Origin of the sequence: Bacillus thuringiensis (assembly GCF_001455345.1) — a bacterium.
Lineage (GTDB): Bacteria > Bacillota > Bacilli > Bacillales > Bacillaceae_G > Bacillus_A > Bacillus_A thuringiensis_N.
Genome location: NZ_CP013274.1, coordinates 2877589 through 2895054 on the forward strand (window position 1 = coordinate 2877589; position 17466 = coordinate 2895054).

Here is a 17466-nt window from a genome sequence, read left to right on the forward strand (position 1 = left end):
CTTTTTCTCCTTCTATTCTAATGAACTGCAAATTTCAATATAATTCCCATCTGGATCAGCAATGTATGCAATTGTTTGTCCCCACGGCTTCACAATTGGTTCAACTAAAATCTTAATACCTTGTTCTCTAAATTGCTCAATCGTTTCTTGCACATTTTCAACAACGAATCCTAATTCAAAATGAGAAGACTGTAATTCACCTTCTGTAAGCGGTAGTCCTGTTAATTCTTTCACATCTTGCCGCGTATTCATCGCTAAAATGGTAGTTCCCGTATTAAATTCAATATATGTTCCGTGCTCTGCTTTTATCGGTAACTGTAATACATCTTTATAGAATCTTAAACATTCCTCAAACTTTTCTACATATAAAATGATGTACTTCATTTTTAAATTCATTTTACATCCCCCCTTTATATCCATCCCTAAAATTTCGACAAAAGTCTCATAAAAACCTTGTTTCCTATAATAACGAGCACAAAAAAATGAGGCCGATTTCTCGGCCCCCAGCTTATTGGCATAAAACAGGAGATTTGGTTTGGACATAACCAGTTCGTATTCTTATTATATTTTATTTTTTCTGAATTTTAAATACATTAAACACCTATTTATATTGAGAAAGTTTTTTTGCTTGCATAAAATTAAAACGTTTAAGAAATGCTACAAATGGAGGTGTATACATATGGAACCAATGCTTTGTCCAAGCTGTAAAACGAACCGTACTCGCTTTAATATTCTAGAGCAACAAGTAAAACCCGTTAAGTTAAATCCACAAACTGGTCAAGTAGAAGAAGAATACACAAATGAAACGATGAATGCTTTTCATATGGCTTATCAAGGACCTACATATCGTGTCCAATGTGCTGTATGTGGACTTGTTGAAAATCCTGAACAATTTATTAAACCTGCTCAAAATCAGTCTTTCTAATAATTTCATTACTATCCCTTGTAGAAATAGATTTTTCTATAAGGGTTTTTTCCTTTTTGTACGTTTATAAAAAACGTGTTTCTTCCTTATTATAAGTTACACCCCACATCTTTTTAGTTATCTTTTATTTTTTGATCCTCAATATGAATCTTTTTTTCTTCATTTATTATTTTCAGGGTATTGTGGTTTTTTCTTTGCAACTGTTAATTCTGTTCCTTCATATAGATTTTTATTATATAAAAAAGAGCGAACAAAAATGCGATTATATAGAAACAAAGAAGTTGATTCTAATATTCCCTCTTTACAAAATCAACTTCTTTTTAACTTCACTATTTATTATAATATTTCACCTTTTAATTTCTTAATTTTCCAAGTGAGTCTTATAAAGAAGTATATCCACATACAACCTGTAAGACCCGTCATAACTTTCGCCCACATTGGCACTCTTGATTCCATCGGGCTTATAAATAGATTGTACATTGATGGTAATATAGTTGCTAACATAATAACAAAGAATACTAATAACTGATTTAGTTTTTGTATTCTCGTCTCCTTTTCTGAGTAAATATCAGGCAATTCATTTACCTCTTCTACTTCTTTACAAAAATAATTCCAGCTTGTGAAACTTGTTACGCGTTTCCAACCTGACATTTCGTATATTTCGAAATACTCTTGTTGTTGTTCTTTCGAATCTCTATAAACCAATCTAAAATCAGCTTTGTATATTACATCTTTTGGCTCCGTTTTCTGAAACGTATACATTAAATTATATTTTTGTAATGCCCAACCTTGCTGATGCATCTTTCGTAAAAAAGCTTCTTCTTTTTCTAAATTCCATGCCGTAAAAAACTTAAATACCCTTTTTGTCTCCATCTTCCATTCACTCCCCTAATATACTATTCCCATTCCTTACAGATCTCTGCAACCTGTTATACTCTAGCTCTAATACTTCTTTACCAAGTGGCGTTAACTCATAGCACTTCTTTCTATCTGTTGAGGCAACTTCAACAATTAATTTCTCTTTTAATAACTTCGTCGTATTCCCGTATAAAGTTCCAGGACCGAGCTTTACTTCTCCATTTGTCATCTCTTCTACCAATTGCATAATTCCATATCCGTGCATTGGTTTCACTAGTGATAACAATATGTAATATGTCGCCTCAGTTAACGGAATATATTTTCTCGCTTTCGTATTCATTATAACCACCCCCGATACATCGCTTGATGATATATCGACTCACGATACATCGTATACCGATATTATATATTCACATTCTAAAATATGCAAGAGTATAATTTAATAATTGAATATTTATTTCTTTGAATTGAAAAACCATATAAATTTTCTGAATAATTTGTTAAAATATAGGAATATCCGTTTATATTTCGAAAGGAATGATACATATGATAAATAAATTGAAAGAAAATATAGGATCAGTTTTTGTAGGTAAAGAAAATGTTATCGATCTATTAATCGTTTCCTTGCTTGCTGATGGACATGTGCTTCTTGAGGATGTGCCTGGTACAGGGAAAACGTTACTTGCGAAAACACTTTCTAAAAGTATAGGTGGTAATTTTTCTCGCGTTCAATTTACACCGGATGTACTTCCGAGTGATGTGACAGGTATTGAATACTTCAATCCGAAAACAAGCGAATTCGAGTTAAGATTTGGACCAGTCGTGGCAAACATTTTACTAGCAGATGAAATTAACCGTGCAATGCCGAGAACACAGTCTAGTTTATTAGAAGCGATGGAAGAACGACAAGTGACGCTTGAAAAGCAGTCAACTCCTCTTCCTAAACCGTTCTTTGTTATTGCGACGCAAAATCCAATTGAATCTCAAGGAACGTTCCCCCTTCCAGATGCACAGCTTGATCGCTTTTTAATGACCATTTCTATAGGTTATCCGAATCCTGAAGATGAACTACAAATGATGCGACGTTTTCGTAACGATGCACCACTAGAAAATGTCACATCTATTATTACTTTACATGATATTTTAGAGGCACAGAAACGAGTAAGAGAGATTTTCGTATCAGAACCGTTAGAACATTACATTATTAAACTTGCTCATGCTACAAGAAATCATGATTATATCGCTAACGGTGTAAGTCCGCGTGCCACACTTGCTTTAGTACGTGCAGTTCAAGCCCTAGCCTTTTTACGCGGGAGAGAATATTGCACACCAGAAGATATACAATTTTTAGTTCCTTCTGTTTGGAATCACCGTATCGTCTTATCAATGGAAGGCGCATTACGTACTACAAAAAATGAAATTATGCAAAGGATTTTAAAAGAAGTGGACGTACCTGTGGAGATTGAGCAAGCATGAATGGACAGCGCGTTGTAACTGTACCTTTATTTTTTCAACTTCATATTATTCAACTAAGTGTGCCAGGCGCTATACTATTTACATTTTTTATGCCGCAACGAATCATTATGTTTTTCTTTTTCTTCTACTATTTATTTGCGATTTTCATTTATAAATATGTCGCTTACATAGAGAAAGAGTTTCAAGTGATAAACGAGAAACAAACAACTCGCCTTTTCCCTGATGAATCTGGACAGTTTTTTATTCATTTAAAAAATGGAGCAAGCATACCACTCGTCAATGGTGTTTGTTATTTTCATTTAGACCCGTCCCTACTACCGAATAAAGATCAAGGAATTGAACAAATATCAAAAACACTATTCTCTTTCCCATTTTCACAACCTGCTCATTCAATGCAAAAATGGGATTTAACATTAACCGCTACGAAGCGTGGCGTATTTCAAATTGAACAATTCGAATGTGTTTTGAAAGATCCTTTTCATTTATTATCTGTACATTTACCTGTATTTGATAAGTTAAGAACTGAAATTATTGTATATCCATCATCTAAAGAAGTAGCAGGTTTGCAAGAACTTCAGCAACTTTTAAATGGATCTTATCGAACGAATTTTTCTTTTTACAATGATGAAACATCTATTATTGGTGTTAAACGCTATGAACGTGAGTCTTTCCGTTCTATTCATTGGAAAGCATCTGCGAAAATGCAATCATTACAAGCGAAGCAATATGAACCTGTAAAAAACTATAGTTGGACGATTTGTCTTTCTTTAGCTGCTGATCGCGGGTTTGGTTGGAAAGAAAATATAGAAGATCTTATTTCATTTACAACATACATTTGTCAATACGCTACGAAGCATCAAATACCGTTTGAATTATTTATTAGTGTATTAGCAGAAGGTGGTCCTCTGCACTTACCATTAAACGAAGGACAAACACATTACGCAAAAGCTTTAGAGGAATTGGCACGTATTTCAGACGATAGCACATTAATTCCGAAACAAGGATTTCTCCATTATACAAATAGAAAAGGAGAACGATCGTCTACAATGATTTACATTGGCTTTCAGAAGAATGACCTCTCCCTTCTATCGCAACCTACGTTTCTCATAAATAACGAAGGGATGGTGGAAAATCTTGAAAACTTGGCTTTATCACGTTAATGACTTTATTCTGCTGTTCCTCCTTTCGTTATTAACTGAAAGGGACGAACTTATAACTATTACTATATTTTTAGCACTAGGCTATGTTGGTGTATTTCTAATCCATACATTCACGAAGAAAAAAACGACTGGATTTGTCATACTGTTAATGACTCAAATAATCGGTTGTTCTCTCTTTCTCCCTTTCTCTCTATTTGGCACAATTATGTTACCGCTTTTCTTCTTTATCGTACATGTAATTGGACCAGGATACCCAGTTCAAAAATCGTTAGGCGGTATTGTTTGGTTTGGTATTTCAGCTATATTTTATGCGCCATTTCCACCACTCGGGAAGCTATTACTATTAGTTATACACATTATGATTACATTTTGGTTAACCGGGGCGAATCGGAATCAACAGTTATTACGTTTCACTTCTATCATTACGATTGGTGTAATGAGTATATTAATTGTTCAAGTTTTTCCTTTTATTCGAGTTATTTTTAGTTTTATCACAGAAGTAGTCGCATTAGGGGTCGGTTATATTATAAATCCGTTTCTCACAGCAGCTGAATTGAAAGATACTGAAGGAGTTTGGGCGAGTAAAGGTCATCTCTTAAAACCTCGAATTGAAGAAAATGGGGAAACACCTCCTGATTTTGATCCAACCCTTATAAATAGTATTACCATATTAGCCTGTACAGCCATCGCTATTTATGTCGTTTGGAAAATAATAAAAAAACGAAAGCATTTAAGTTTACCAAATATGCCTGCCTTCGAATCTACTATCATCACTGATAAAGAAGGTATAACCCAAAACCGATTTAAACGAAACAAACCACCACATAACGAAATTAGAAAAGAAATTTTCAAACTTGAGAGTAAGCTAACTCCTCCTTTAAATAGAAAACGTGGAGAAACTGTTGAAGCTTGGTTAGAAAGAATAAATTGTGAAGAGGATGTAAATATTGAGAGTCATATTATTATAAATGCTTATAATGCAGTTCGTTATTCTAATGAGGAAAACACCGTACTTTTGCAGGAATTTAAAGAAGAAGTTCATAAACTTCACTTGTATCAGAAGAGTTTAAAGAAAAGGAAAAAATAACACAACAAAAAGACTCCTATTTTCATAGGAGTCTTTTTATACTTCTACGCTACTTTTTAAATTGAGGCGTTTTTCCCTGCTTCAATTTCTAATGACTCTTCATGCCACCAAAGTGTTTCTTCAGGATCTTCTTTAGCAATTTGGTGTGCTTCTTTTTTCGATTCTACTGTAGGATATGAACCTTTTAGCGCACGTCCTGATGTTGTAACGAATAGTACACTAAATACAACTAATCCAATAATACTTACACCTGTTAAATAAAATGCCGGTGCAAGCGGGTTACCAGTCGCATGAACTAAGTATGAACATACGAGCGGTGTTGTACCACCGAATATCGATACAGAAATATTAAATGAGATCGAAAGTGCTCGATAACGTACATCGGTGAAAAAGAGTGATGGTAATAATGAAGGTAATGTTCCTTCATATACACTTAGGAAGAAACCTAATACGAAAATACCTGCAAATATAGCGGCAATATGCCCGTTACCTATTAGTAAAAATGCTGGAATTGCAAATACAGTTAAACCAAGTAAACCAATTTGCACGACGCGTTTATTACCAATTTTATCACTTAATTTACCGAAATATAGTGCTAGTGGAATCATAAGTGCCATCGTAATCGAAATAATTAATAAGCCAGTTGTTTCTTTGACTTTAAGTACTTGAGTTAGATAAGAAGGAATATACGAAAGAATCATATAATTTGTAATATTAAAGAAGGCGACAATTACTGTGCTTAATAAGAAGTCTTTTTTGTGATACTTAATAATATCCATGAATGAAAATTGTTCATTGTCTTCAGATTCCTCTTGTGCTTTTTCCATCTCTTCAAAGATGGGAGATTCATCTAAATGACGGCGTAAGTATAAACCGACCAAACCAATTGGTGCAGCTATTAAGAAAGGAATACGCCAGCCCCAGCTGAGCATTTGCTCATCTGTTAACAATAACGTCAAAATGGTAACAATTACCGAAGCAGCAATGTAACCTGAGAGTGTTCCAATTTCAAGACCACTACCGAGTATACCACGCTTTTTATCTGGAGAAGATTCTGCGATATAAACCATTGCTCCTGAATATTCGCCGCCTGTAGAGAAGCCTTGAATCATTCGGGCAACTAAAAGTAGTATTGGTGCCCATACACCAATTTGTTCATAGGTTGGTAGTAATGCGATGAATAATGTAGAAAGTGCCATTAAAATAATAGTAGTACTTAACACGATTTTTCGGCCGTACTTATCTCCTATTCTACCAAAGAATACACCCCCGATTGGTCGAACGAGAAAGGCTGCTGCAAATGTACCGAATGTAAGTACAAGTTGCAATCCACTATTATCAACACCTGAGAAGAATAATTGACTTAAAATTACCGCTAAATACGCGTATAATCCGAAGTCAAACCACTCCATTGCATTTCCTATACCAGTAGCAACTACTGCTTTCCTGGCTTGTTTAGGATTGACAATATTAACGTCTTGAGGTTCAAAATTTAAATCATTATTTTGTTGCATATAATAAAACAGCTCCTTATTTAATTTAACTTCTTTAAGCACACCTTCTCTTATTGAATAAAATTAATTCGAAGCACTTAAGGAAAATTAACGTCTCCTTATCTGTTATTATTGTTTCACATAATTAATTATTTGTCCAATGAGATGCTCTCTAGGTTAAGTAATTTACTATTTTAAAAAGCTGAAGAAGCCGCTAATATAGCGCCTTCTTCAGCTTTTTATATTTTTTTATATTTTTTTATATTTTTTTAAATACTTGCTGTAGCAGCTATGTTATGAACACAAGAAATAAACTCATAAGTGAATGCGTCAATTTCCTCTTTCGTAATAATATACGGCGGAAGTAATCGAATAATATTCCCTTGTGTTACATCGACTAACATTCCTTTATTCATTAACTCAATCTGTAATTTCTTCACATTTTCATTCTTGTCATTCACACTTATCCCAAACATCATCCCCGCATGACGCACTTCCTGAATATAATAAGAATTTTCTTTCTGAATGTCTTGCAGTTTGTCATTCAAATATAATGACGTTTCATATGCTTCTTGCATTAAACAATCGTCAAGTAATGTATTTAATACCGTTAAACCTAAAGCCGTTCCCATTGATGAATGAGCAAATGTTGTGCCGTGATCTCCTGGTGCAAATACATCACATAACTTTTCACCTACAATAATTCCACCTAGCGGTATTCCGCCTCCTGCTCCTTTACCAATTTGAATAATATCTGGTGTAATATTGAAATTTTGATAAGCGAATAGTTTTCCTGTTCTCCCCATACCACTTTGAACTTCATCAACGATAAGTAGTACATTATATTTCTCACATAAATTTTGAACACCATGTAAATATTCACCCGATAATGGATAAATTCCCCCGCTTCCTAATACAGGTTCTAACATAATTGCAATTGGATTTTCATGAAGAATTGTTTCTTCCAATTGCTCTATATTCTCGCGCTCAACTTCATATACCGGGATCGATGTTTTAGGGAAATTTTGATATACACTTTCTTGTCTCGTAAAATGAAGTGCTCCTAACGTACGCCCGTGGAAACTGTTTTTCAGCACTACGATTCCTTCACGTTCTTCATGCGTAATAGCTCTATATTTATCAATTAATTTCAACGTTGTTTCTGTCGCTTCCGTACCAGAGTTTGTAAAAAAGACCTTTCCGTTTTTTAAAGAGCAATCAACTAATTTCTTTGCATATTCAATCGCAACTGGATTTAAAAAATGAAACGGTAGATGCAACGACTTCGTAACTTGATCCATTGTTGTTTGTACGATTTTCGGGTGATTGTATCCTAATACATTTACTCCGACACCAGAAAATAAATCTATATACTCTTTACCATCCACATCATACAGCTTACACCCTTCTCCTCTTTCTATCGCAAGCTTTGCACGACAGTACGTTGACATCATATACTCTTTATCTAATTGAAACCAATCCGACATGTTACATTCCTCCTAGTTATTTTCCCTGTTTTATTTATGTTCATTTTCTATAAAGTCATGTATAAATTCATTTTTAAGATTGAAATTTTAATAGTAATGTTCTTCCCGATATTCATTTTTCCATAATTTCTTTTATTTCAACAGGTCCACTACATACGCGTTTTTTTCATCTAGCGGTCTGTTACTAGTTTGAACTTAGCTTGTTATACATAATCAAGGCTATAAAATCATATTTAGTAACAATGGACAAAAAAGATTTGGAGGCTATATTGATGGATGAAAACTATGATAAACAGAGGCACTCTTTACTAGGGAAAGACTTTAATGATAATGAAGAACGTAATGAACAAGCTATACTTCACTCTCAAACAGTTGGTTCACGTGGACCTGTTCTAGAGCAAGATAGTGTGCTTCACGAGGCGTTACAAGAATTTATTCACGAAAAAATTTTAGAAAGACCTGTTCATGTAAAAGGATTTGGTGCGTTCGGTTATTTTCAAACAATCTATCCAATGCCTGAACATACTAAACTAAATTTCCTACAAAATGCTAATGAGAAAGTTCCCGTTATGGTGCGATTTTCATTAGCTGTTAGCACGAAAGGAACACCTGATACTGCTAGAAATGTACGCGGTTTTTCTACAAAATTTTATACAAAAGAAGGTATTTTCGATCTATTATGTAATCACATTCCTGTCTTTTCTGTCCGCGATCCAATGCGTTTCCCTGAAACAATTCAAGCGTTGTCGCCTTCACCTAAAAACAACTTAATAGACCCTAATAGATTTTGGAGTTTTATCGCTAGAGCACCTGAATCCATACATTTCGTTGTCCGTTTATACTCTGATAATGGTACGGCCAAAAGCCTTCGCCGCATTCCAGGACATAGTGTAAATACATATGTTTGGAGAAATGCAGAAGGCAATCGAAAGTACGTAAAGTATCATTGGTACCCATTTGAAGGTGTACAATTCATTACTAGCGAGGAAGCAAATAAACTGGCTGCTGAAAACCCAGATTATAGCGGGAAAGATTTATATGATGCAATTGCAAATGGTAAACCAGTGGAATATGGTTTATACGTCCAGCTTATGGACCCGAAAGATGAAGCACATCTTTCTTACGATCCTTTAGATGATACAAAAATATGGGATGAAAAAGCGTATCCTCTTATACCAGTCGGCAAAATGGTATTAAATAAAAACCCTGAAAATTATATGGAACAAGTAGAAAAAGTCGCTTTCTCCCCTTCTAATTTACTAGACGGTGCAGAATTATCAGACGATAAAATGTTGCAAGGACGTGCGAACATTTATAGTGATTCTCAAAGAAGAAGAATTGGTCCCGAATTTCGGAAATTAAAGATTAACAAGCAACAAAATTGGACACCTTCTAATCAAATAACGAGCGGTGACGGTAGGTACGTTGAAGGTAAACTTGAGAGAACTTCTATATCGAAACAAGATGACTTTACGCAGGCTGGTGAATTTTATGCGAAGTTAAAACCGATAGAAAAAGAACATCTTGCTCAAAACTTAGCTAGTGATTTGAAAGTTATATCCGATGATATTAGGAAAATAGTTTTGGAGTATTTCAATCAAGTATCAACTGATTTGAAAACAAGCATTGAGACAAAAATGAAAGAGCATTAAGAAGATTACAACATGCATTACGAATGAGAATTCCAATCAATATTAATTATTTTCTTGTCAAAATCTAATGAGGTTATTTAATTTAACAATATAAAATCAATATACCCTTGTTCTATAATTAGAACAAGGGTATATTGAAGTAGTTTAATGTTTAACATTAAATACCTTACTCAGCTAAAAAATACAATCAGTAGCCTTTCAAAACAAACTATAGTAAACTATTTTACTTGCACCGTATAATTCCCTGTTCCACCACCATACTTATATACACTTAAGTAATATTTCCCTGGCTTTGCATTATAATTTCCAAGCAATTTGTTTCCATCAAGTTTTGTTGCATAAGCTACATAATTATTTAGATCTGATTCAGAATATAATACCCAGTTCAGTCCAAGATTTTGTTCGTTCGTAACAGAAATCTGTAAATCTTTTTGATCCTTTACATCAATAACAAATTTATCTCCCTGATCTTGATCGCTCAAGGTTCCTCTTAACAAAATATTCAAAGATAGTGGGTTTGCTGTTTCAAATGAATTATTTGGTTCTTTTTCTACCGCCGTACCTTCTTCCGTATTCACTCCGCTAAACACAACATCATATTCATATTGTCCAGCATTATTTACACGATAATTTACAAAATAAGCAGTCAATGTTTTATATCCAGTCCACTCTTTTCCTGAAAGACGTTTCAACATTTCATTTGTTGCTTCATTCATCACTTTCCAGTCCTCAACTTCTCCTTTAGCTGCACTTCCTGTATATGTCCCCTGTAGTGTAAATGTATTAAAGAATTGTGATTTATTCTTTGTTACTTTCACATCTTTTAATTTCGCTTCATTCGTAATATCTGAAGTAACGTCCGAAAGCGATTTTGGATCATGCTGAGTTAAATACTCATCTGATACTTGTGGAATTGTATACTTATCGCGATTATCAATAAGCATTTGCATATAAGATTGATATTCTTCATTTAACTTATTATCTTTGCTTAATGTAGCACGGTATGCATCGTAACTTGAAACATCATTTGCGCGAATTAAATCATGCACTTTATCGAACATTTCTGGGCGCTTATTATACATATATGATTGCAGTGCAAACGAATAATTATAAAAATCCCACGTTCCATATTTCGCATTTAATGTTTGTGATGCTGTATAACGTTTTGCAGGATCATTAGATAACCCACCAATTATACTTTTTCGCGGCACTACACTATCTAATCGCGTTGCACCTGCAAAGAACTCTGCATTCCCTTCTTCAAACCATGTTAAACGTTCATTTTGATACATTTCCCCTTGGCCCCATAATCCCTGAACTTCGTACCTTCCCTGTAAGTAGTGCGTAAATTCATGGCGGAACAATTCTTCCAAACTATAAATACTTTGCTGTGGTGTACGTTCATATGTAAAGAAAGTCCCTGTCCCTTCAATATAAATCCCACCATTATTCGTTTCATATCCGTGCAGTTGACGATTAAATTGATACTCATCTGGGCTATTATAAATAACCATCGTTAACACATCATCAGCATGTCCACTTTCAAGTGGTTTATCGCTACCAACTGTACGATAAAATTGCGAACGCACTTCTTTTGCCGCCCAGTATAGACGTTTAATTTTCTCTTCGCTAACTTTATCCCCAGTTTTAAAGACAATTGTTCCATCATCAAACGTATACGTTTTCGGTAAATATTTCTTTTTACCCTCTTCTCGAATTTGATCTAAATTTACAGTTTTTCCGTTCGCATCTATTCCTCCATAATTTGTAGTAATTTGTTCTGCCGCAACAAAGTATTGCTCCCCTAAATATGGATAAATTCGCATTGCATCTGTAACAACTTGTTGTCCTTTTGTCGGCGTGCTATGAAGCTTGCCCAATCGGCCAGCATAGTAAATTCCGTTATTTATTAACCATCCATTTTTATCCGATACAGTACCAATAAGTGCGAAACGACTTACTTCATTAATAAAGTTATCGATATTTCGATACCACATTGTATCTTTCGGCTCTTTTCCAGTCGTGTACATATCCGTCTGAATATCAAAGTCAATTCCCTTCATCAACTCATATATAGCGTCTCCTTTTGTTCGGTCTTCAATGAAAGTTGCAAGATTATCGTTATATTGTTTAAAAATTTCACCTGCATATAAAACCGTTTCAACATCTGCTGATGCATTTCCAATTAATTTTCCATATGATGCAATTACTTTATTTTGTTCTGATGTACCAAGTTTGAAATTTGGATTTTTTGCAATTGTTTTTAAAGCTGGTAAACATTTATCATGGTAGCTACGCTCATTTAGTTTGCTTAATTCATCATGGTAAAAACCTAAATAAAATGCTGCACGTAGAGCTTCTACTAATGTTTCAATCCCTTTTGAATCATCTTTCGTATAAGCTTGTCCTTGTTCTGCTAGTTTATTAATAATTGCTTGCATTCGGCTATCATCTTGATAGAATTTAAGACTATCACTATTAAACTGAAATAACTCCGGAATTTGATACCATTTAATTGTCACAAGAAGATCAGTTAATTGTTTGTTATTTAATTGATTTAACTCAGCCATCGAATACTTTTTTTCTTCAGCTAACGGTTTAATATTATCGGTTAGTGCTAGTGGACGCTGCGATAAATCCGCTAATTTTAACCGTTTTGTAAAAGATGCATTTTCTTGTACTTTTGAAGGATGCGCCAATTCATCAACAGATTTCTGTATTCCTACCGGCTCCATTTGTAATACGTTCTTCACATTTTTCTCTTTTGTCTCTGCTTGAATTTGCAAACCATTACATGTTATTGTCACTAGTCCAACACCAAGAATCCACTTAGAAATTTTCGAATATTTAACCATACCATTGCCCCCTAATAATTTAAAAGAAAATTCTGAATTTTAAAATCAAAAAACTCTTATTTGTAGGTATTTACATTTCCGCTATAAATACAACTATGATCAATAATGCAATAGTAGCTTGTTTTATACTATTACGATTACAGATTCCTTACATACAATCTCCCTTCCTTACATTTAATACAAGCAAAAACTGTGCCAATCATATTTCTTATGAATAGCCAACATTCTTTTATAAATACTGTAGAATAAAATATACATAGGTGGTTCGGCAATGTATAAATCATTTGACACAAAATCTAATGTTTATGAAGAACAAATTCATTGAATGTTATAAGTTCATTAGCCAGTAAATAATTTTCAACTAACAACATCCCAAATTTTTAAATCTCTCAAAAAAAGGTAAACAAACATATTCCATAAAGCTAATATGTTCGTTTACCTTTGTTATTTCATATCAACAACAAAATATCGTTGAATAAAAACTGCATTAATAAGTATTTTGTTATTCATTTCTCTTTTTCATATAATCTTTTTCACATTGCAACGGCTTGAATTTCACTTTTTTCCCTTTCTTCTTTTTCGTTTTTATAACGAGCCATTCCCCTTTTTCAACGTCTAGTTTTAGGCGTTTCATTACATTGATATTATCTTTTTCTTTATAAAGTAAAAATGCTTCTTGCGCCCTCACAAATAAGCTGGGCTGCTCGCTAAATCCACCACTATCATAAATTTTAGTTAGCGAATTATAATAAGAATCATTTTCCTTTCCACCATACATCAAATGGGCAGCCTCCAGATCTCTTTTACTTACTTCCCAAAAACTATGTTCATCAATATTTAAATTAAATGTGGATTTAATGTCCTGTATTATATTCTTCACATACTTTTCATCTCGAATTTTCCTTTCTTCAAGACAATCCGAAGATAACCTTGGTGCATCTGATTGGGAATGTACAACGTGTTGTATTGATACACACAGAATAAATATGCTTAAAATGTATAATATTTTTTTCATATTTACATATCACCTCAAATGATTTATATACTGTATCATTTGAGGCTTACAATATTCTTATGCTAGAAATGAGAAAGATCCTATAAAATAAATCTTTTATAGGATCTTTCCGTCTAATATTGATTTATTACATTCACCGGCGAAGCAACTACCTTTCCACTTTTCACATCATATAGCCCTATAGGCGTTACCCTTATAAAAGGCAAATGCGTCGCAGAAAAGAATAAAATTGTAAATGCGGGATCATCATACGCGTAGCCACGCTCTTGCAATAATTTCACCATCTGTTTCTCTTCTTGTATTAATTCACTCATTTTTAAATTAGACATAATCCCGAGCAATGGTAATGCTATTTCGTGTAATACTTCATTCTTTTCAGCTATTACCATTCCCCCGCCAAGCTCTTTTATCCTTTGAAAAGCTATAAGCATATCTCCTTTACTCTTTCCAACAAGAATGATGTCACCTGTACCAGAATAAGAGCTAGCAAGCCCACCTAGTTCTTTCGCAAAACCTTTCACAACGGTATTTACTCTCCAACTGCCATCACGAGCAATCATCATAAGGAAACATTCATCATGATCTGTGGACAATTCATCACATTCTATGTTGATTTCACTAGTATATGATTTTGTTATAACGTTATTTAATAAGTGTATGCCTGTTTTATTTGAGAAAATCATATCCTCTTTTTCTATTGACCAATCTAATGATAATGGATTTACTTTACATTTATTCCAGTCTATACGTAATGATTCATGTGTATTTACACCGTCACGCTTCACCCATTGCCCCTTTGCAATAACGCTCGCTGGTACTGGGTTTTCTTTACTTTCTAAAATATTGATATTAGCAATTCTACCTGTCGCGATTGAACCATGTATATGCTCCATATTATAATAACGAGCAATATTATAACTTGCCATATGATACGCATCTATTACTGGAACACCTTGCTTTATAGCAGTAGTAATCATTACATTCGTCATTCCGTTTTCATAAAAGGACGGATGAGAACCATCTGTTGTGAAAAAGAATCTATCAAATTGCTTCACACCTAATTCCAGTAATTCTTTTAATAAAACTTCTAAATCTGGTCGGATTGAAGAGTTTCTCAGCGAAACAGTGTAACCTTGCATAAGACGAGTTAATGCTTCCTGCCCTGTCATCGCTTCATGATCACAATCTGTACCTAACAGTTTTAATTTCGCTAACGTTGCTTCAGATGCTCCTGGGAAATGTCCTTCTACTTTTTTCTGTAATCGCTTTGTTTCCTGCACCCAATTTAGCATTTCATCATCGCCATGTAATAATTTTGGCCATGCTGTTAGCTCTCCTCCTTGAAGAACTGCTTCATGCTGTAGCCACTCTATTATTTCTTCACTATTAAATAAAGATTCCCCATTTTGCAATTCAGTTTGTCCATCAAAACGGCACCACCAATACATACTAGCTGGAATCTTTTTAAATTCATCTAATAAATGAAATGATTCTTCACGCTTTAATGTGAAAAATAGAGTTAAATTATCATTAATAAAAGTTGTTGTACCAAATTGCATCGCATGATTCGCTAACGTCTCTGGATTATATAATTGATATGGATGTGCATGCGGTTCTATGTAACTAGGAACTGCATACTTTCCATCACAATCAATGACTTCACATTCATATAGTTGCTCTGGCAACTTTTCTCCTACATATATAATACGGTCATCATAAATCCAAATATTTGCTTGCATCCATTCACGTATATAGGAATTTAAGTATGTTGCATTCTTTAATAATTTGTGTGGACTTCTTGTACCGTCTATTATTTCAACATGTTCTCGTAATTGCTTGTTACCCCATCTAAACTGATTTTGTCCCAATGTATTTCACTCCAAATCAATTTACTTTTTTATTAAAACAAAATAATTAACAAACTAAAGTATTATCCATTCATAACTCCCCTGTATAGCCCCTATACCCCTCATTATATTGAATACTTTTAAAAATAACAATTTTCAAAATGGAAAAACACCTCTTTGCCCCATAATAAAAAGAATGTCATGCAACTGACATTCTTTTTATTTTTATACTAAACTATAGGATTGAATTGTACCTTGAAATACTCTTATATCATATTTATGTTCTACATATACTTAATACCATGCCATGAATGTTAATACTGTCCTTATTTGCGAAATTTAAAAAGCATCTCTTTTATTTACAACTATTGTAGAAACCTATTCGCTTTCTCATCATCTATTTATTAAATTCAACTTGCATCATTTTATCAAACTGTTTAAGAATATCAACCGGACCTAAAGAGTTAACATTGACAGCAAATGTATGCTTGCCTCCAATTACTCCACCAGCAAAAGTCATAAACCCAGGAATTGATCCTCCGTGACCCCATACTGAGACACCATTTGGAAGTTTAGTCTCATAGATTCCAAGACCATATCCATCACCAACCCCTTTTCCTTCTACAGGAACTGTAGTAAGCATTTCTTTTAGCTCGCGTTCCTTCAGTAACTTACCACCGAGTAAAGATGAAAAGAACTTGTTTAAATCATCCGCATTAGAAATCATATCTCCAGCTGCATTAGCTAAACTCGGATTATAATACGTAATGTCTTTCAACTCGCCTGTTTCTTCCATTTTCACATATCCACGAGCATGATTCTTTCCTGGGATGACGGGTGAATTTCCTGGTAAAAACGTATTTGACAAATCCAAAGGTTCAATAATTCGATTTTCAATTTCTTCAGCATAACTATTACCAGTTATTTTTTCAATTAGCATTCCCAATATTACATATCCTGTGTTTGAATACAACCAGTCTTTGCCCGGCGAGAAATCTGGAGGCAGAGAAAGGCCTATTTTCACTATTTCTTCTGCTGTATACGTTTTTTTCGAATTCATTACGTCAGCGTCTTTTGACTTTAAGTATTCAGCGATACCACTCGTATGATTCAAAAGTTGTCGTATCGAAATTTGATTTCCATCATACCCATTTCCTTGCACGAGACCCGGCAGCCACTTTTCAATTGGATCGTCAAGTTGTACGCGATTTTCTCCTACTAATTGAAGAACAGTCGTGGCAGTAAAAGTTTTCGTCACACTACCAATCCGAAAGCGATAATCCGATTTCACCGGTTTCTTTGTATTTAAATCCGCCACACCAGCAGTATAATTATTAATTTTTCCTTTATTAGACGTCTTAGCTAATACCCCTGGCACCCCAATTTGTATTGTTTCCTGCATTACTTGTTTCCATCCATTCCGATTCTTTTGATTAGGTTCTTGTGACGAATTAGAAATATTTTGAGTAGACTCTGCTTTCACAGTAAAACCAGGTGTAAATAGAGTAGTACCCGCTAATAAAACTGTCAAACTCGCTAACTTCATTGAATTACATTTTTTCATAAGGTTTTCTCTCCCCTATTCATATCATATTGATTCAAGCTATACTT

Annotated in this window: 14 protein-coding genes; 5 read left to right on the forward strand and 9 right to left on the reverse strand. The window is 34.0% G+C overall.

What is annotated here, in order from left to right:
- Nucleotides 1-12 precede the first annotated feature (12 nt).
- Entirely contained in the window at nt 13-396 is a 384-nt protein-coding gene (locus ATN06_RS15080; RefSeq protein WP_016134785.1) for a VOC family protein, read from the reverse strand.
- Between the two features lie 283 nt (nt 397-679).
- On the opposite strand from ATN06_RS15080, the gene ATN06_RS15085 reads away from it, so the two are divergent.
- Nucleotides 680-925: a hypothetical protein gene (locus ATN06_RS15085; RefSeq protein WP_000433609.1), complete on the forward strand. Its 246-nt coding sequence runs from the start codon at nt 680-682 to the stop codon at nt 923-925.
- A gap of 336 nt (nt 926-1261) precedes the next feature.
- Here ATN06_RS15085 and ATN06_RS15090 read toward each other — a convergent pair whose 3' ends face one another.
- Together ATN06_RS15090 and ATN06_RS15095 are read right to left on the reverse strand one after the other, a co-directional pair.
- A complete protein-coding gene (locus ATN06_RS15090; RefSeq protein ID WP_060631322.1) occupies nt 1262-1798 on the reverse strand; it encodes a DUF2812 domain-containing protein in 537 nt (178 codons plus the stop codon).
- Between the two features lie 7 nt (nt 1799-1805).
- Entirely contained in the window at nt 1806-2123 is a 318-nt protein-coding gene (locus ATN06_RS15095) for a PadR family transcriptional regulator (protein ID WP_060631323.1), read from the reverse strand.
- Between the two features lie 206 nt (nt 2124-2329).
- On the opposite strand from ATN06_RS15095, the gene ATN06_RS15100 reads away from it, so the two are divergent.
- Genes ATN06_RS15100 through ATN06_RS15110 form a run of 3 tightly spaced genes read left to right on the forward strand, consistent with a single transcriptional unit; the run spans nt 2330 to nt 5506 of the window.
- Nucleotides 2330-3259, forward strand: coding sequence for an AAA family ATPase (locus tag ATN06_RS15100; RefSeq protein ID WP_060631324.1), 930 nt, complete (start codon nt 2330-2332; stop codon nt 3257-3259).
- Nucleotides 3256-4419, forward strand: a complete 1164-nt coding sequence (locus ATN06_RS15105) for a DUF58 domain-containing protein (protein ID WP_060631325.1) — start codon at nt 3256-3258, stop codon at nt 4417-4419. Before ATN06_RS15100 ends, ATN06_RS15105 begins: the two co-directional genes overlap by 4 nt.
- Nucleotides 4394-5506 carry a DUF4018 domain-containing protein gene (locus tag ATN06_RS15110; RefSeq protein WP_060631326.1) on the forward strand — a complete coding sequence of 371 codons (1113 nt, stop codon included), beginning with the start codon at nt 4394-4396 and terminating at the stop codon, nt 5504-5506. The genes ATN06_RS15105 and ATN06_RS15110 overlap by 26 nt, the downstream gene beginning before the upstream one ends.
- Nucleotides 5507-5562: 56 nt before the next feature.
- On the opposite strand, the gene ATN06_RS15115 is transcribed toward ATN06_RS15110, so the two are convergent.
- A complete protein-coding gene (locus tag ATN06_RS15115; protein WP_029438777.1) occupies nt 5563-7020 on the reverse strand; it encodes an MFS transporter in 1458 nt (485 codons plus the stop codon).
- 248 nt (nt 7021-7268) lie between these two features.
- The gene (locus ATN06_RS15120; RefSeq protein ID WP_060631327.1) at nt 7269-8486 is read right to left on the reverse strand and encodes an aspartate aminotransferase family protein; all 1218 of its coding nucleotides are present in this window, start codon (nt 8484-8486) and stop codon (nt 7269-7271) included.
- A 242-nt stretch (nt 8487-8728) separates the two neighbouring features.
- On the opposite strand from ATN06_RS15120, the gene ATN06_RS15125 reads away from it, so the two are divergent.
- Nucleotides 8729-10138 (forward strand): catalase, encoded by a 1410-nt coding sequence (locus ATN06_RS15125; protein WP_110093241.1) that lies wholly within the window; start codon nt 8729-8731, stop codon nt 10136-10138.
- 218 nt (nt 10139-10356) lie between these two features.
- Here the strand turns inward: ATN06_RS15125 and colA are convergent, their stop codons facing one another.
- The 4 genes from colA to ATN06_RS15145 form a co-directional block, all read right to left on the reverse strand.
- Entirely contained in the window at nt 10357-12993 is a 2637-nt protein-coding gene (colA, locus tag ATN06_RS15130) for a collagenase ColA (RefSeq protein WP_060631329.1), read from the reverse strand.
- Between the two features lie 502 nt (nt 12994-13495).
- The gene (locus tag ATN06_RS15135) at nt 13496-14008 is read right to left on the reverse strand and encodes a hypothetical protein (RefSeq protein WP_060631330.1); all 513 of its coding nucleotides are present in this window, start codon (nt 14006-14008) and stop codon (nt 13496-13498) included.
- Between the two features lie 113 nt (nt 14009-14121).
- The gene (locus tag ATN06_RS15140) at nt 14122-15876 is read right to left on the reverse strand and encodes an adenine deaminase C-terminal domain-containing protein (RefSeq protein WP_060631331.1); all 1755 of its coding nucleotides are present in this window, start codon (nt 15874-15876) and stop codon (nt 14122-14124) included.
- 376 nt (nt 15877-16252) lie between these two features.
- Nucleotides 16253-17419 (reverse strand): serine hydrolase domain-containing protein, encoded by a 1167-nt coding sequence (locus ATN06_RS15145; protein WP_060631332.1) that lies wholly within the window; start codon nt 17417-17419, stop codon nt 16253-16255.
- Nucleotides 17420-17466 lie beyond the last annotated feature (47 nt).

Coding starts and splice junctions, on each gene's coding strand:
- ATN06_RS15080 (WP_016134785.1), bottom strand. CDS start 396: ATGAATTTAAAAATGAAGTACATCATTTTATATGTAGAAAAGTTTGAG.
- ATN06_RS15085 (WP_000433609.1), top strand. CDS start 680: ATGGAACCAATGCTTTGTCCAAGCTGTAAAACGAACCGTACTCGCTTT.
- ATN06_RS15090 (WP_060631322.1), bottom strand. CDS start 1,798: ATGGAGACAAAAAGGGTATTTAAGTTTTTTACGGCATGGAATTTAGAA.
- ATN06_RS15095 (WP_060631323.1), bottom strand. CDS start 2,123: ATGAATACGAAAGCGAGAAAATATATTCCGTTAACTGAGGCGACATAT.
- ATN06_RS15100 (WP_060631324.1), top strand. CDS start 2,330: ATGATAAATAAATTGAAAGAAAATATAGGATCAGTTTTTGTAGGTAAA.
- ATN06_RS15105 (WP_060631325.1), top strand. CDS start 3,256: ATGAATGGACAGCGCGTTGTAACTGTACCTTTATTTTTTCAACTTCAT.
- ATN06_RS15115 (WP_029438777.1), bottom strand. CDS start 7,020: ATGCAACAAAATAATGATTTAAATTTTGAACCTCAAGACGTTAATATT.
- ATN06_RS15120 (WP_060631327.1), bottom strand. CDS start 8,486: ATGTCGGATTGGTTTCAATTAGATAAAGAGTATATGATGTCAACGTAC.
- ATN06_RS15125 (WP_110093241.1), top strand. CDS start 8,729: ATGGACAAAAAAGATTTGGAGGCTATATTGATGGATGAAAACTATGAT.
- colA (WP_060631329.1), bottom strand. CDS start 12,993: ATGGTTAAATATTCGAAAATTTCTAAGTGGATTCTTGGTGTTGGACTA.
- ATN06_RS15135 (WP_060631330.1), bottom strand. CDS start 14,008: ATGAAAAAAATATTATACATTTTAAGCATATTTATTCTGTGTGTATCA.
- ATN06_RS15145 (WP_060631332.1), bottom strand. CDS start 17,419: ATGAAAAAATGTAATTCAATGAAGTTAGCGAGTTTGACAGTTTTATTA.